The 14,944-nt window shown below is 38.0% G+C and carries 15 protein-coding genes and 1 pseudogene; 3 read left to right on the top strand and 13 right to left on the bottom strand.

Annotated features, from left to right (window positions below; genetic code table 11):
• The first annotated feature begins 73 nt into the window (after positions 1-73).
• On the top strand, positions 74-316 hold the full coding sequence (locus JFU50_RS18885; protein WP_053346950.1) for a DUF2626 domain-containing protein: 243 nt from the start codon (positions 74-76) through the stop codon (positions 314-316).
• Between the two features lie 56 nt (positions 317-372).
• On the opposite strand, the gene JFU50_RS18880 is transcribed toward JFU50_RS18885, so the two are convergent.
• The 3 genes from JFU50_RS18880 to JFU50_RS18870 all read right to left on the bottom strand — a co-directional run bounded on the left by JFU50_RS18880 (position 373) and on the right by JFU50_RS18870 (position 3,564).
• Positions 373-1,470, bottom strand: a complete 1,098-nt coding sequence (locus tag JFU50_RS18880) for a class I SAM-dependent methyltransferase (RefSeq protein ID WP_201185799.1) — start codon at positions 1,468-1,470, stop codon at positions 373-375.
• 118 nt (positions 1,471-1,588) lie between these two features.
• Complete coding sequence (locus tag JFU50_RS18875) at positions 1,589-2,782, bottom strand: M20 metallopeptidase family protein (RefSeq protein ID WP_207198812.1); 1,194 nt, start codon at positions 2,780-2,782, stop codon at positions 1,589-1,591.
• A gap of 155 nt (positions 2,783-2,937) precedes the next feature.
• A complete protein-coding gene (locus tag JFU50_RS18870; protein ID WP_201185800.1) occupies positions 2,938-3,564 on the bottom strand; it encodes an MBL fold metallo-hydrolase in 627 nt (208 codons plus the stop codon).
• A 233-nt stretch (positions 3,565-3,797) separates the two neighbouring features.
• Between JFU50_RS18870 and JFU50_RS18865 the strand changes: the two genes are divergently transcribed.
• Positions 3,798-3,971, top strand: coding sequence for a DUF2759 domain-containing protein (locus JFU50_RS18865; RefSeq protein ID WP_082527590.1), 174 nt, complete (start codon positions 3,798-3,800; stop codon positions 3,969-3,971).
• Between the two features lie 41 nt (positions 3,972-4,012).
• Here JFU50_RS18865 and JFU50_RS18860 read toward each other — a convergent pair whose 3' ends face one another.
• From JFU50_RS18860 to JFU50_RS18840, 5 genes are all read right to left on the bottom strand, one after another.
• Positions 4,013-5,185 carry a YqgU-like beta propeller domain-containing protein gene (locus tag JFU50_RS18860; protein WP_201185802.1) on the bottom strand — a complete coding sequence of 391 codons (1,173 nt, stop codon included), beginning with the start codon at positions 5,183-5,185 and terminating at the stop codon, positions 4,013-4,015.
• Positions 5,186-5,355: 170 nt separating this feature from the next.
• Positions 5,356-6,522, bottom strand: a complete 1,167-nt coding sequence (locus JFU50_RS18855) for a M14 family metallopeptidase (protein ID WP_201223650.1) — start codon at positions 6,520-6,522, stop codon at positions 5,356-5,358.
• 155 nt (positions 6,523-6,677) lie between these two features.
• The gene (locus tag JFU50_RS18850; protein WP_201223649.1) at positions 6,678-8,528 is read right to left on the bottom strand and encodes an LTA synthase family protein; all 1,851 of its coding nucleotides are present in this window, start codon (positions 8,526-8,528) and stop codon (positions 6,678-6,680) included.
• Positions 8,529-8,753: 225 nt separating this feature from the next.
• Complete coding sequence (locus JFU50_RS18845) at positions 8,754-9,725, bottom strand: ROK family glucokinase (protein ID WP_201185809.1); 972 nt, start codon at positions 9,723-9,725, stop codon at positions 8,754-8,756.
• 13 nt (positions 9,726-9,738) lie between these two features.
• The gene (locus JFU50_RS18840) at positions 9,739-9,948 is read right to left on the bottom strand and encodes a YqgQ family protein (protein ID WP_053346956.1); all 210 of its coding nucleotides are present in this window, start codon (positions 9,946-9,948) and stop codon (positions 9,739-9,741) included.
• Positions 9,949-10,186: 238 nt separating this feature from the next.
• On the opposite strand from JFU50_RS18840, the gene JFU50_RS18835 reads away from it, so the two are divergent.
• Positions 10,187-11,044: a hypothetical protein gene (locus tag JFU50_RS18835; protein WP_201223647.1), complete on the top strand. Its 858-nt coding sequence runs from the start codon at positions 10,187-10,189 to the stop codon at positions 11,042-11,044.
• Here the strand turns inward: JFU50_RS18835 and JFU50_RS18830 are convergent.
• The 5 genes and pseudogenes from JFU50_RS18830 to JFU50_RS18810 form a co-directional block, all read right to left on the bottom strand.
• Positions 11,039-12,574, bottom strand: a complete 1,536-nt coding sequence (locus tag JFU50_RS18830) for a rhomboid family intramembrane serine protease (protein ID WP_201250668.1) — start codon at positions 12,572-12,574, stop codon at positions 11,039-11,041. The two genes, JFU50_RS18835 and JFU50_RS18830, sit on opposite strands and share 6 nt — an antisense overlap.
• Positions 12,575-12,750: 176 nt before the next feature.
• Positions 12,751-12,939, bottom strand: a complete 189-nt coding sequence (locus tag JFU50_RS18825) for a hypothetical protein (RefSeq protein ID WP_053346959.1) — start codon at positions 12,937-12,939, stop codon at positions 12,751-12,753.
• Between the two features lie 78 nt (positions 12,940-13,017).
• On the bottom strand, positions 13,018-13,590 hold the full coding sequence (locus JFU50_RS18820) for a 5-formyltetrahydrofolate cyclo-ligase (protein WP_053346960.1): 573 nt from the start codon (positions 13,588-13,590) through the stop codon (positions 13,018-13,020).
• 202 nt (positions 13,591-13,792) lie between these two features.
• Positions 13,793-13,943: pseudogene (gene rpmG / locus JFU50_RS18815) on the bottom strand (50S ribosomal protein L33).
• Positions 13,944-14,052: 109 nt separating this feature from the next.
• Complete coding sequence (locus tag JFU50_RS18810) at positions 14,053-14,667, bottom strand: hypothetical protein (RefSeq protein WP_201185815.1); 615 nt, start codon at positions 14,665-14,667, stop codon at positions 14,053-14,055.
• Between the last annotated feature and the right edge of the window lie 277 nt (positions 14,668-14,944).

Raw genomic sequence — 14,944 nt, 5'->3', positions numbered from 1 at the left:
TCCTTTACATTACCTTACAATTTCATTTATAATTATTTTGAATGCACACGACTAGACAAAAGGAGGGATTCGGATGGAACGCATGTTCAGAGTATGTGGTTTTTGGACAGGAATTATGGCAATATTCTTTTATCTTGGCCATATGCATCAAACTTCTTTACTTTTCTTCGCACAAACCGGCTTTTTTGTACTCTTAAGTTATTTAAAATTATCTGAGCGCATGTATATTTATGTTTTTGGCGCCTATCTTACCGTTTTCTTTGCAGGATTTTCCTACTGGAGCGTATTTATGATGACGCCAGGTACTGCACATTAAGGAACAGAGCAATTTACATAACCCATGAATCTTGATTCATGGGTTTCTACATGTCCTTATTCAGGAAATAGTCTCACTTTCTCGGCTAAATTCTTCGATTGCAGCAACACCCTAAAATACTCACTATGGCCACCAGGAACAATTAACCCCCGTATTGCTCGGTTCCGCTTTGCTGTTATTGAGAAAGGATCCGTCTCTTGGTGGTCTTTCAGTTCTTCAAGAATCCCTGTTTTGAGTAAAAATTCATTTTGCTGAAATAGTCCTTCCATAGAAAAATTCACATTTTTTCCGCTTTCGATTAATGTGTCAAAATGAATATGTGATGTCAGATCCATCTCACCCGGATACTCAAGTACTTTTTTCATCATTTTATGCTGATAATACCCTCTTAAGCTTCCCTGAAGATGGGCTGGTTCCTTCCACTCCTGTTCCGTATAGCCATAATCGATTGTAAGAAGAACACCTGATTGAATATGCGAAACGATTTTCTCATATTCTTGTATCATTTTAAGTGGTACTTCATAGCGCTGTTTTTCATTTAACATGATATTCTTTTTTGATAGGTAGTTAAGAATATCTTGATTTTTCAAAGGTTCCTTTATTTCTACTAATTGTCCTTCCTCTACAGTGATAAATACCTCTACTAGCGCTCCCTTATACATTTCAATGACATGTACAGGCAACGCATCAAAAAGTTCATTAGAGAAGACAATTCCATTTACATTCGGCAAATTTTCTAAACTATCCATAAAAGCAACCTGGTTAAACACCCCTACACGCTCTTGCTGAACCTTTCTGTGGTAAGGGCTACTGTCTACTAGGATATAGGTGAGTGAGCTCCACAGCACCGGCTCTGTTTCTTTTATAAAGGCCAGGATATCATAGGCAAGCTTCCCATCCCCTGCACCGATTTCGATTATTCTCGGAGGCAATCCGCATTCTTTTATCAAATAGATAAACCACCTGGCTAGTGCCCTCCCAAATGCATCCCCAACATTACCAGAAGTATAAAAATCCCCAGTTGTACCGATTTTCTTCTTTTCACGCATATAATAACCTATATTTGGTGTATATAAGACGGCTTCCATATAATCATGATAGGAAATTCTATCTTGGGGACTGTTTACAATCATTTCTTTCAGGAGATTTTTCATTTTAACACCTCTTCTTTGATCCCCTTCCACAATAAGCTCATGCACAAAATAGTTTTTGATTATATTACTTCTTTGTTCAATAAACGTGTAATTTGATCTGCTCAAAAAAAAAGCAAACTCAGAACATATCTTTTGATACTATAGCTATAAAAGCCTTCCCCGTATCTATTAGTGCGATTTCGTCAAAATCAAATCGAGGATGGTGATGAGGAAAATGGGTGTTGTCATCCTCATTTCTTGCACCGATTTTAAAATATGTACCTGGTTTCTCTAGTAAGAAATAAGAAAAGTCCTCTGCTCCCATGGAAGGGGAAAATTCAACTACAGCTTCTTCAGAAAAAGTATTCACAAAAATGTTTCGAACCATCTTTGTTTCCTTCCTATGGTTGTATAAAGCAGGATAACCATTCAGATAGTCAATTTTATAGGCTGCATGATTTGCCTCGGTAATCCCTTTCACTATCGAGCGAATTTCTTCTTCGATTTGGAATCTTACTTCTTGATTAAATGTACGTACAGTCCCTTCGAGTTTGGCCGTATTCGCGATGATATTAAAGGCCGAGCCAGCATGAAAAACTCCTATAGTTACAACCGCAGATTGTAGAGGGCTTATTCTTCTGCTCACGATTTTTTGCAATGCTTGGACAATATCACTTCCAATCACAATCGAATCAATGGCTTCCTGAGGTCTAGCCCCGTGACCGCCCTTTCCTTCAATGGTGATTTCAAATGCGTCCACTGCAGCCATTTTGTACCCGCTACCCACCGCTATTTTCCCTACAGGTATATCTGTGGCTAAATGCGCCCCATAAACGGCATCCACGCCCTCTAAGGCCCCATCTCCCAGCATATCCTTCGCACCGCCTGGTGGCTTTTCTTCTGCATGCTGGAAAACAAAAATAATACGCCCCTTTAATTTTTCACGGAACTTGCTTAATGTTCGGGCTGTTCCTAATAGAGCCGCAGTATGACCATCATGACCGCACGCATGCATAACTCCTGATTTTAAAGACTTATAGGGTGTCTCTTTTTCATCCTGAATGGGCAATGCGTCAAAATCCGCTCGCAATGCAATGGTTTTACCAGGATTCTCCCCGGATAATATGCCTATCACACCATTACCACCAACATTTTTCCTAACTTCTAATCCAAAACTAATTAGTTTCTCTGCAATAAAATGCGAGGTTTCCGTTTCTTGAAAAGATAATTCAGGATACTGATGCAAATGCCTTCGCCAATTTACAATGTCAGTAAAACCACTTTCTAAATCTAACAAGGCCTTCTCCAATATACCTTTGTTCTCACTCTCCATAATCCCAACCTCCTTTCATGTTTTTAAAACCTAGAAAAGCAAGCACGATTTATTTTAATATTCAGTATAATTGCGAAAGTAATATTTTTCAATAAATTTACATTTTTAAATTCAACAATAAAAAAAGGTGCCAAACCTGGCACCTGCAAAAGTTTTTATCTCAAAAAGGGGTTTGTATTCTTTTCATCTAAGATCGTCGTAACTGGCCCATGACCAGGAAAAACAATAGTATCATCAGAAAGCGTTAGCAGTTTTGTATCAATGCTTTTTAAAAGCACTGCTTCGCTTCCGCCAATTAAATCGGTTCTGCCAACACTTCCCTGGAACAAAACATCCCCGGAAAAGAGCAACCGCTCTTCCTTCGCATAATAAGACACGCTGCCCGGTGAGTGCCCAGGGGTTTCGAATACTTCAAAAGTGAACCCACCAATAGTAAGTTCCTGCTCATTTACGAGAATATGGTCGGCCGGCTTCATCCGCATTGGGTTTTCCGGGAACCACTTCTGTGAACCATTTAATGCAGGATCAAGCAGCCACTTTGCTTCCTTTTCATGAATATACGCAGGTATCTCATAATAGTCGCGGATTGCATCAAGTGCTCCGATATGGTCAAAATGAGCATGTGTTAATAAAATCGCTAGCGGCTTTAACTTTTTAGTTTGTATGTACTGAATAATTTTCTGCGGCTCCTCACCCGGATCGAAAATAATGCAGTTCTGTCCATCGGAAACTACATAGCAATTCGTTTGCAGCGGGCCTAAAGGAATTTGAGTCCATTTCATTTTCATCAACTCCATTATGATTTTCTCCCCTTATCTTACACCAATTTAAGTCGCTATTGTTAATCCAGTTTACTCAAGCCATAGAAGTGTCACCTTTTAAACCTCGACAAACAATTGAAAAAATATTAAAATATTAACAAATGCAATCTTTTCTACATATTTTTGGTAGTTACTTTATTCTCTGGGTATATTATTAGAGATTAGGTTTTCATTACTTAAAAGGGGGTTTTGATATGATATTAATGGTTGTTTTCGGACTTGTGGCTATCCTAGGTGCAGCAGCTGTGGTTACCTCATTAAAACACAGAAACTTCTTAGGATTCATTTTTGCAGCAGGTAGTGCAGTCGTGTTTGGTTGGTTTACTGTTATGACTGTCATCAACAGCGGTTTTCCTGTTGCACATTAAAGAAAAAAGCTCGCCATGCGGCGGGCTTTTGTTTTAGGTCATTAACTTTCTTTAAATAATCTCTGTATTTGATGGGTTTTCATATCAATGATTTTCTCAAATTGATATCCATATAAGCATAGGCTGCCATCAAGCGAACAGCTTAATGGTTCATTTTCCATGTCCTTCATCAATTCTTCTTGTGTGCCTTTTTCCCAATTTAATTTAGTTAAGGTAAACCTGCCATCATATTGGTCAACATCTTTTGATTCATTAGGAATAAAGGTTATAAATTCCTTATTTTTTTCAATGAAATCATAGGATGGAATCACCCAATCTGAAAAGCTTTTCAATAGCGGTACGGAAAAAGAGTGGATCGGTTTGTTTGTCTCATCATAAAAAGCATATGTACCCCGATCTTGTTTTTCTGTCTCCACTTGAATCGTCATTAGCGCCTGTTTCATTTTTTTAAAGTGAATAACATCGAGCATTAGGCTTTCTACTCCATCATCATTCAGCGCTTTTCTTTCTAAAGGAGCCGTCAAAGCGGGTTCTTCCCTATTCCAATCAAGAAACATCAGTTCTTTTTCACTTGACCACTGAGCAAATGGCTGCGGAAAGTCGAGCGTTTCCATTGTTTGCTTTTCTGGATTTAACACATAACTGCTGTATGTCCAGTCTTCATTAAAACTAGATAAAAACAACATGCCATCTTGATATGAATTCCACTCATAAGTTAATTCATAGGCTGGTATTGCCACAGAATACAGCGGATTTCCTGTTTGATCAAGGATCGCTATTGATGCTTTACCTGAAGACGTGAAGGACGATACCAAAATATGCGTACCAGCTGGACTGATTGATACTTCAGAAAGCGCAAAAGACGGCTGATAAAAAATGGAAGTATCATTCGTTTCCAAATTCCATACCATCAACTGTGATAAATCATTACCATCCTGCTTCACAGAATATAAAATGGTTTTAGAATCAAGCCATCCATAAATAGCTTCGATCTTTTCTGTTTTTGAAGCTGGGATCTTTAATGTGCTTAATGAAGTTTCTTGGTTAGATTGGGAGTGTTCTTTTTCCGTATCATTTACGGGTTTACTAAGGTCCTTGGAAGGCTCACAAGCCGAGATAAGTAGGATAGTGGAGATAAATAATGCGACGAAACACAACATCTTACAGATAGACAGCTGCTTACAAAGAGCTGCTTTGGATACTTTAATCTCCACACACCTCCCACTTCAAAACTAAAACGCCTGGCATATGTGAGCGAGACATTAGAAAGAGTAAAGATTTCCAATCGAAACCCTTACGACTTTCATTATAAAGTAAAAAAGAGAAAATGTGGCGAATAATTATCTTATATTTTCGTGGAAGTATATTCCTTCGAAAATCGTCATCACATATACAGCCCTGCCATTAAAATCTTCACTGAATCTTCATATATGGTAGGCATATGCGATAGTGGAAGTGGATTAATTCCCTTACCCAATTCAATTGTGAATCCTACCCGCTTGAACTCCTGAATAAACCAATCCTTATACCCTGCATGGCTGTCAACATATTGGACAGCACGGTATCCGCTCCTCTCCTCAAACTCTTTTGCTATATTTGCTGCCTGCTCTGGTTCATGTCCTTCATATCCCCAATAAAACTCTTTTCCCTGTGTATGAAGCGCTATCACTCTTTCAAAATTTCGTCTTTCAGCCAACTCCTTCATGGCCACTGCTTCTGGCTCTGATAAACAGGTCTCTCCTGGAAAATCCCTCGGTGCAGGCGCCTTTGGAACCTTCCTCTTCTTTTCAATCTCCCAATTAGCTGGATATTGATTATTCAGATCTACTCCACGGATATTGGCTTTCCAGGCATAAAATGCAGGGTTATCATTATTTATTTTCAGCACATCAACCTTTTCCTCTGCAGCCACTGCCCCCTTAAGAACAAGATCAACCCCATCCGGGTTTACCATTGGAACCATCGAAATAGTCACATCTCTATAGAAGGGCAGGCAATCCATTCCGCAAAGAGAACTACCATTCGTAACTGAAAGTAGCAAATCATTCAACCATTTCATCAAGACCGCCGATGTAATCCATTCATTTGCATGAAAAGAACCGTTGTAATGAATAACCTTATTACCTTTACCTATTCTTACTTCAAGGAGCTCTTTCCCTAACACACTCACACCAATCGATTCAACTTTTATAAAAGGGTAATGAAAAGATAAAATTTCTAGGTCATCAAGAAGCGACTGATAATCATAGAGCTTTTCGGTGACAAGGAGAGGTTCCATGATTCGAACGGGTACAGAAAATGGTCTTTGTTCAACATGATTTACCATTAATAACGCATCAATAGGCAGTTGATATTGTAAAGCAATAGCTGCTAAATCGATATCTAGCCGGGTTTCCTTCTGAAGAATGAAACCGGGAATTTCCACATCCAGGCCTTCTGGCAAAATTCCTTCATGAATATCGGGATTGGCATCCTCAATTAATTCTTTTGGAATTTGAAACAAAACACTGTAATACGCCAACCTATCACCGCTTCTGCTCACAACTCTCATAGCCTTCGCCCCTTTCATTGTTTAATCTTTATGAAACGAAAAGCCGAAAGATGTTCACCAAGCTCCAGCGTTTTATAAAAGGATACGGTTATCCTGAATTCCAGTTGAATTATCTTTAAAAAACAAAAAACCTGGTTTTCACCAGGTTCCTTACATCAATGCTCATAAAATCGAAGCAAATCTCCGTATATGATTTTGTCTGAGTATTCAAGCTCTTGCTTTGCCTTTTCCAAATACCTTTCACATGATTCCTTTTCCGTAGGCTCTCCGGTTTTTTTATCATAGCAGGTATCCATAGTATAGAGATAATTCTTCATGATGAAGCTGCTATCGCGAAGAACGGTAAAATCAATTTTCTCCTTAGAAAATAAGTCTTTTCCGAATTCGATATAATCATCATTTTCAATACCCAGTAAATGAAGGAGAGTAGGCCTTACATCAATCTGACCAGAAACGGTGGAAATGGTTTGTCCCTTCTCCCCAGGAATATGAACGATCAATGGGACACGCTGAAGTTGAATCGATTCGAACGGCGTGATCTCTTTCCCAAGGAACTGGCTCATCGCTGAGTTGTGATTTTCCGAAATTCCATAATGGTCGCCATATAATACAATAATAGAATCTTCATATAAACCGTCACGTTTCAAATCCGTGATAAATTGTTCTAGCGCTTCGTCAGTATAGCGGACAGTCGGAAAATATTGATTCAATGTTTTGGAATTAGAATTGTATTCTTCCAGTGTCCTGTCTTCTTCATTCAATGTAAATGGGAAATGATTGGTTAAAGTTATGAACTTTGCATAAAAAGGCTCCGGCATTCCCTTTAAGTGAGCAATTGATTGCTGGAAAAATGACTTATCATTCAAACCCCAATTGACCGAATTTTTTTCTGAAACCTCATAATCATCACTATTATAAAAACGCTGGTACCCAAGAGATTCATACATCAAATCACGATTCCAAAAACTTTTGTTATTGGCATGCAAGGAAGCTGTATAGTAGCCATTTTCCTTTAATATTTCAGGAGTAGCTTTGTATTCATTCTGGGCATGTGTAAAAAATACCGCGCCTCGTCCTAATGGATAGAGAGAATTTTCAATAATGAACTCGGAATCGGACGTTTTTCCTTGACCAGTTTGGTGATAAAAGTTATCAAAGTAATAGCTCTCTTTAATAAATTTATTCAAAAACGGGGTGATTTCTTCACCATTCACGGTTTTATTGATGACAAAGCTCTGGGTGGATTCCAATGATACAAGAATCACATTTTTTCCTTTGGCAAGCCCATAGAAGTCATCATTCTCTGCTTTATGATTGGCGCGAACATAATTTTCAATCTCAGTCAATTCACTGCCATCTGCTAAAGCACGCTGAGCCGATGATTTTGTCTGTAATATTGCATCATACAGGTGGTAATGGTACGTACCGATGTTTTTAACGAGGATTTCACGGTCAAAAGTACGAGTAAGGAGTTCAGGACGCTCCGCTTCTGCTAACGCTAGGTTAAAAAACGTAATTCCTATCGTCATTAGTAAATAGAATTTCCGATCCTGCAGATTGTTCGCTCGATTATAGAATAATTTCGGTTTGGATTTTAAAAGTATTATCAAGAAAAGAAGATCAACAAAATACAAAAGGTCACTCGCATTAATCAGTTCATGAACACTGCTTCCAAGGTCGCTCATATTGCTCGTCTGAAAAAGCACTGGAATGGTTAAAAAATCATTAAAAAAGCGAAAAAAAACAAGGTTGGCAAACAGTACTAAGGTAATTAAGAAACTCATGGTTAACAAATAGGCTGTTCGTCTGGTTTCTTTCAAAAAAATATTTACGCCAAGAGCAAGCAAAAGGAAGCTGACCGGATTAATGAATAATATGATTTCCTGAATCCAATTTTCAATATCTATCTCAAAACTTGTTTTATAAGCGATGTATGTTTTAAGCCAAAGTGATAAAAACACAACCCAAAATAACGAATATTTCTGTTTCTTGAAGTCCCTTTTCAATCTGGTCCCTCCTAATAAAAAAAGCGTTGGAGCTATAATCTTTTACTTCCAAACAACAAAACACTTTCCATCACGATTCATTGTTCACTTACAACTGATAGTTAGTAGAAAAATTGAACTTCATAACTGAGATGAAGCCTTACAATTTGTTAGATGCACAAACTTATTTGAAAATTTCATTAATTAACCTTATAACCCTGTTTGTACAGGGTTATAAGGAAAGAATCATGGATTTAATTGATTTTTAATAAGCCAAGCTGCTCCAATTACCCCTGCATCATTGCCTAGTGTTGCAAGGCTAATTTCCGTTGATTTACAAACCCGCTTAAATGAATATTTTTCAAATGCCGAACGGACATTGGCGAGCAGAATGTCTCCGGCTTGTGAAACGCCTCCACCAATAACGATTTTATCTGGATTCATGACATTCCCAACATGTGATAAGGCTAACCCTAAGTAATTGCATACCTTATCTACCACAGCTTTAGATAGAGGATCACCTGCATTTGCACATTGGAATAACAATTTAGAAGAGAGCATAATTCCCTCGTTGATTTTCTGCTGAAGAAGGGACATTTGCTCGGAATTGTGCAAAGCCTCTAAAGCCAGTCGGACGATTCCTGTTGCTGAAGCAACCGTTTCCAAACAACCCGTTTTCCCGCAATTGCATGGAGCTCCACCATCTGTTACAACGGTTATATGTCCAATTTCACCCGCCGCCCCACTTGTACCATGGACGATTTGCCCATTATGGATGATTCCGCCACCTACACCTGTTCCAAGAGTAACACATACAAGGTCCTTGGCTCCATTACCCGCGCCTTTCCACATTTCCCCCAATGCTGCCATATTGGCATCATTATCGATTACAGCTGGAAGAGATGTCTCCACTTCCAATAGATCTTTTAAAGGATAGTCTTTCCATCCTATATTGATGGCTTCATAAATGGAACCGTTAACAAATTTCACAGGACCAGGGGCGCCCATTCCTATACCTAACACCTTACTCTTCGGTTCATTGAGTTCTTCAAGCTTCGCATCAATCGCTTTGGCTATGTTCATCGTAATGAATTTGCCATTTTCGGAGATGTCAGTGCTGATTTCCCATTTATGAATAATCTCTCCGTATAGATTAATTAGAGCAAGCTTGGTAGTTGTACCGCCTAAATCGACACCCATCAGCCACTTTTCCATCATTCTCACCTTTTTATCAATTTTTTTTCTGCTTTTCCCTTTCAAGAGACAATTGCTGCCTAATTAAAAGTATCGCCATTTGATAATCTTTTGTGTCCATCATCTGCATTCGATGAATTTCTCTGATTTCTGCTTCCATCAGTTCAAGCTCGGCTAAACGATCACCAATATAAATAAATGTCCCGAATCTTTTCAAATATTGTTGAAGATCATAAAATGTTTTCATAATAAACCTCTTTACTCTATTCTATAGGAAAGTATAACGAATCCGCCGCTATGTAACAAGCGCAGATTTCCCCTTATGATAATTTTTCCCATCCCCTCATAGATGTCCAACTCTATTCATATGATGAAACATTAGGAAAGTGAACGTTCATTGAAGGTCTTTTGAAATTTCCATATTTCATTATTCGAACCAACCTAGTATTTTGAACAGACATCATACGTTAAAACGGAGGGGAAAAATGAAACTACAATTGAAGTATACTGCTTTATTAGTATTAACTACCATTTTTGTCATCCTTTATTTTTCAAATAAAAATCAGGTAGAGGAAACCATTATTTATTTTCCTATCGATACCTCTCTCCATTTTGAACAAGCTGCCACTCATTTGACGCCGAAAAAAACAGGAGATTCAACATACTCTATAACTTGGAAGGTCAATTCTTCGTTGGACCGGTCTGCCTACCTACGCCAAGATGTCTCCCTGCTATACAAAAATGGGAAATTGACTGGATCTTTAAAAAATTGGAGACAAAATAAACAAGGACTCTCCCAAAAAGCTAAATCCAAAGAAAGCGAAAGCGGGCGTTATGAAGCCGTAACTTTTCACTATGCCGAGGTACACCCAACTGAAACCATTTTTACCAGTGCTCAACAACTAAGTAAAGATAAACTTTATACCGTAACTACACCAACTTTTCAATATTTCCATAGACCTCTTTCCGAAGTACAGAACGAATGGAAAAAAACGCTGGACAACTTGACCGATGAAATTACTCAAAACAGTTTGGAGGAAGCTAGTAATACATTTCAAATTAATCAAGATCAGTACAAAATTATCTCATTAACCGAGTTACCCTCAAAAAAAAACCAATGGCTTTCTGCCTTTCCCCAATTCCAACGTGAAGAAATTGTAGGAAAGCTTTGGGAAGGACTTTATAAAAATTATGTGTTAGGCGTAAAAAAGGAGGACGGCTCTACTGTGAGTTCACAAGGTAGCACCATCCCCCAATTGCTTGTAGCAAAGAATCAAAGTGAAATACTTGTCTTGTTTACACTGGAAGACGGTACCCCTATTATGCTACGTCAGAAGCTATAGTTGATTTTCAATTTCTGTTAACAATTTAGTATATGATTTTTTCTCTGGAGCAAGCTCAATTGCCTTTTGAGCTTGTTCTTTAGCTTGATCATACAACCCTAGATTCACATAAACTAAGGCCAGATTGTAATGGGCTTCATGTAATTCAGGGTTTTGTTCAATCGCTTTTTCATAATAATCACGAGCCTGATTTATATCCTCTGCACCAAAAGATAAATTTCCTAGTATAAAAAGTGAAAGCGGTGCGTCAGAATTTTCATTCACATATTTGACCAATAAATCCTCCGCTTTATCTTCTTCTTCATTGTCAATGTATTCCAGGGCCAACCTAGCCATGGTTTTATCATCTATAGCTGCACTATTCTGATGGTTAAAACCGAATTGCAGCAAGATATATGTCAGTATTGCCGTTCCTATTAAAAAGGCCAGCTGACGCAAGAGATTTTTAGCTTTTGGAAGGTGGACCACTCCAGCAGCCAAGAAGCCGCCAATCAATCCGCCAATATGCCCTGCATTGTCAATGCCTGAAACAGTGAAACCATAAACCAGATTAATAATAATTAAAACGATGACCGAAGAGCCCATAGATCGCATAAATAATTTCGGATATACAATTCCAAAATACAGAAGTGCCCCAAAGCAGCCGAAAATAGCACCGCTCGCTCCTGCTGAAAGATTTGGTGTCATAATAAAGCTGCCCAAAGTCCCGGCAAACCCAGCAAAAATATAAATGAATAAGAACCTGGCGTTTCCATAAATCCTTTCTACTTCAGCACCGATTAAATACAACGAAAATGTATTCATAAGTAAATGGATAAAGCCAATATGAACGATCATCGGGCTAAAGAATCTCCACCATTCCCCTTGCATGATGTAGGGAGAATATTTAGCTCCAAACTCAATCAGCGTCTTCGAATTGGTGCTTCCACCATTGAACTCCATCAAGATAAAAACAGCTATTTGTATCGCAATGAATATATATGTAAAGAATGGTTTAGAATTTTGAAACACTTTTTGCTCAGCCTTAGTCTTTTTAACGGATTCTGTGATGGCGGCCTGCTTTAACGTGAGAACTTTTTCTTCATCTAAATCTTCAGCTTTCAGATCGTGAATGATTAGCGGTTTTTTTAGGACATGCTCAAGATTTTGTAACGAAGCGGGAAACGTTTCACAAGCTAAAATAAACGTGTTAACCTTCGTTTTTTGAAATGATGCAGGCTGCAAACTAAATTCATAATCATCTACTGGAGCAAATTTACTCACGTAGATACTTAATATCGAAATGGGTTTTTTGTATAATTTCCTTCGGATTTTTTCCCCATTCTGCAAGGTTCGGTCAATATCGCGTTTCAGCCAGTTTGCCCAATCCAAATCATGACGAATAAGTCTGATGACCGGGAACTCCTTATTTTTATCGCTTTCGAGCCAAATCTCCTGATGGTTTTCCGTGACAGTGATCATTCGATAATCATATTGGGTTGACAACTGCCTTACAGTCTCCCAAAACAAATAATCCTCTTTAAATCCCAATACCTTCCCCACTTTCCAATGAATCTTTTCCTTCTAAAATTCCTGTTTCATTTAATTAAAACTATAGACGAAATTAAGAAAAAAGTAAAAAAAGAGACTGTTTAATTCCAATCTTTATCTCCTTTTAAATAAAAAAGGAACCCTTATTCAGGTTCCTTTTTAAAAGGCTGACATCATCATTTGGTCTGACTGAACATGCTTTGCATCATTTTATCCCTGACAATTGGCATATCCAAGGATTTGGTCACTAGAAACCTTCTTACTAAGCCGTTAGATAGCGCAACATTTATCAAGCGATACCTGTTTTGATAGCCTGCATAAACCACTAATCCAACCAAGAAAATCTGAACAATTAATCGAAGCATAACAATCCCTCCTACCGTTAGTGTGATACAGGATAGGATTTTTATGAGCTAAAAATGATAATTAATGAACTTCATCTTCTAATGGGCATATGTCCGTAAAACCTTTGTTGGGGTAATAAGTTTACCCACCGCGATATCATGCACCTCAATAGGCAGATCATCTATTATTTGAACTTCGTATGTAAGAGCTAATGTAGCTCCTCGGTAATAAGAGAGAAAACGGTCATAATAGCCGCCCCCAAACCCCAGTCGATATCCTTCTTTTGTAAAAGCAAGACCTGGTACAACTAATACATCTAATTCCTCAATAGTAGCTTTATTTGTTTCAGCTACAGGTTCAAGTAGTCCATAATAAACAGATTCCAGCTGATTAAAGGACATAATCTTTTTGAACTCCATCGTCTTCTTTTCAGGGTCACATTTTGGAACGGCTACTTCTTTTCCCTCACTCCATGCTTGCTCGATAATACGGACAGTTGGAACTTCCGGAGGAATTGAAATAGTAATCCCAATGGTTTTAGCTTTTTTCCATTCATCAAGGGAAAATAGGTTTTCAGCAATTTTATTCGATAATTCTTCGTGCTCCTCTTTGGTTAGCTCCATTAAACGAGATCTAACTTCCTGCCGGAGCTTTTTCTTATGTTCTCTCATCTTTTCCGACTCCTTTAGTCTACTTCTATTATTATCTCATAATATTTATTCATTTACTAAATACGAAGTAGAAAATTGTCGAATTATTCCGTGCATATTAGAAAAAGGTTTAATAAAAGGGGCTAGATTCTTTCAAAAATCGAATATTAAAGCGGAGACAATCAAAAAAGCATAAAAAAAACAACAGGAAAAATCCTGTTGCTTACTTTGTTTCACGGTGAGTGGTGTTTGCGTTTTTCTCTTGAGCAGTATTTTTTAAGCTCAAGACGGTCTGGATTGTTACGTTTATTTTTTTTAGAAATATAGTTACGGTCTCCACATTCAGTGCAAGCTAACGTAATATTCACGCGCATGTGTATTTCCCTCCAAACATATTGACTTTTTCACATAGGACTTTTCTATAATAGCATTATTTGTTGTGAATTGCTAGTATGTTTTCGGGAAATACAACATAAACTTTTTTTATAGTTTATTACCCATGTTTTGCATCGCCAGGAGAAGCTGATTATTTATGATTTTCGCTTCTTCTCTAGTTTCAGCATGAATGGCCCAAGCGACTGCCTCTACACATTCCTTCGGCAAGATCTCCGTCTCTAAGGTAAACATACTCGTGACCTCTCCCTTGGCAAGCGGTGAATAGGCAAGTAGTCCTTCTTTCAGTGATTTAAAACACCCCTCTTGATAAAGGCTTCCTTTACCTTGAATGCAATATTGCGAGATACTTTTACCCTTTACCAATCCCCCTAATAAAGCAATCGATTGAGGAGCAACATGTAAAATTGCCCTTTCATTTGGACTGTAAAAAGCCACTGCCTGCCTTTCGAAAGCGTTTTCATAGTGAAAAAACACCTTCGGATGTTTAGGCTCAAATGAGGTATTCCTTATCGTAAACTTTGAAAAGGTTACCTGTCCCTGAGTATAAGTTTGTACAAGCGTCCGTATCTCCCCATTAGGATGACTCATTATATCCTCTTCAGGATACCAATCAAAACTCTCGTCCATCCATAGCCCAGCCTTTAACCCCTTTCGATATAATTCCTGGTTATCCTGCGGCATATACGCGGATAGTGAACTCATACAATCATCCCTTTCTCTAATTAATTTATATATAACTTATCGTTAGGCGCTGACAGCGAAACTATCCTTTTTAGATTCTGCACACCATATTCTTCTTTGGTTTTCACTTATAATTAACTATTCAAAATATTTCGTCTTTTCTTTTTATTCTATCTTCATGTTAGCATTGAATTGGCTTATGGACAATAAACACATTTTGTCGAATTTTATTTAAGTTGGCTAGCAAAGGGTTTTTCCATGTTTTAAAATCAAAAATTTTCCACCTCAGTAAAAGGCA

This window comes from Peribacillus sp. TH14 (assembly GCF_016651145.1).
GTDB lineage: Bacteria > Bacillota > Bacilli > Bacillales > DSM-1321 > Peribacillus > Peribacillus butanolivorans.
Note: the sequence above shows the minus strand (reverse complement) of the source record. Positions and strands in the feature narration are given on the sequence as shown.

Bases quoted from the DNA above. Each gene is read 5' to 3' on its own strand.
- JFU50_RS18825 (WP_053346959.1), bottom strand. From the start codon at position 12,939: ATGCTTCGATTAATTGTTCAGATTTTCTTGGTTGGATTAGTGGTTTAT.
- JFU50_RS18885 (WP_053346950.1), top strand. From the start codon at position 74: ATGGAACGCATGTTCAGAGTATGTGGTTTTTGGACAGGAATTATGGCA.
- JFU50_RS18845 (WP_201185809.1), bottom strand. From the start codon at position 9,725: ATGATGGAAAAGTGGCTGATGGGTGTCGATTTAGGCGGTACAACTACC.
- JFU50_RS18875 (WP_207198812.1), bottom strand. From the start codon at position 2,782: ATGGAGAGTGAGAACAAAGGTATATTGGAGAAGGCCTTGTTAGATTTA.
- JFU50_RS18865 (WP_082527590.1), top strand. From the start codon at position 3,798: ATGATATTAATGGTTGTTTTCGGACTTGTGGCTATCCTAGGTGCAGCA.
- JFU50_RS18870 (WP_201185800.1), bottom strand. From the start codon at position 3,564: ATGAAATGGACTCAAATTCCTTTAGGCCCGCTGCAAACGAATTGCTAT.
- JFU50_RS18855 (WP_201223650.1), bottom strand. From the start codon at position 6,522: ATGAGAGTTGTGAGCAGAAGCGGTGATAGGTTGGCGTATTACAGTGTT.
- JFU50_RS18820 (WP_053346960.1), bottom strand. From the start codon at position 13,590: ATGAGAGAACATAAGAAAAAGCTCCGGCAGGAAGTTAGATCTCGTTTA.
- JFU50_RS18880 (WP_201185799.1), bottom strand. From the start codon at position 1,470: ATGAAAAATCTCCTGAAAGAAATGATTGTAAACAGTCCCCAAGATAGA.
- JFU50_RS18810 (WP_201185815.1), bottom strand. From the start codon at position 14,667: ATGAGTTCACTATCCGCGTATATGCCGCAGGATAACCAGGAATTATAT.
- JFU50_RS18835 (WP_201223647.1), top strand. From the start codon at position 10,187: ATGAAACTACAATTGAAGTATACTGCTTTATTAGTATTAACTACCATT.
- JFU50_RS18840 (WP_053346956.1), bottom strand. From the start codon at position 9,948: ATGAAAACATTTTATGATCTTCAACAATATTTGAAAAGATTCGGGACA.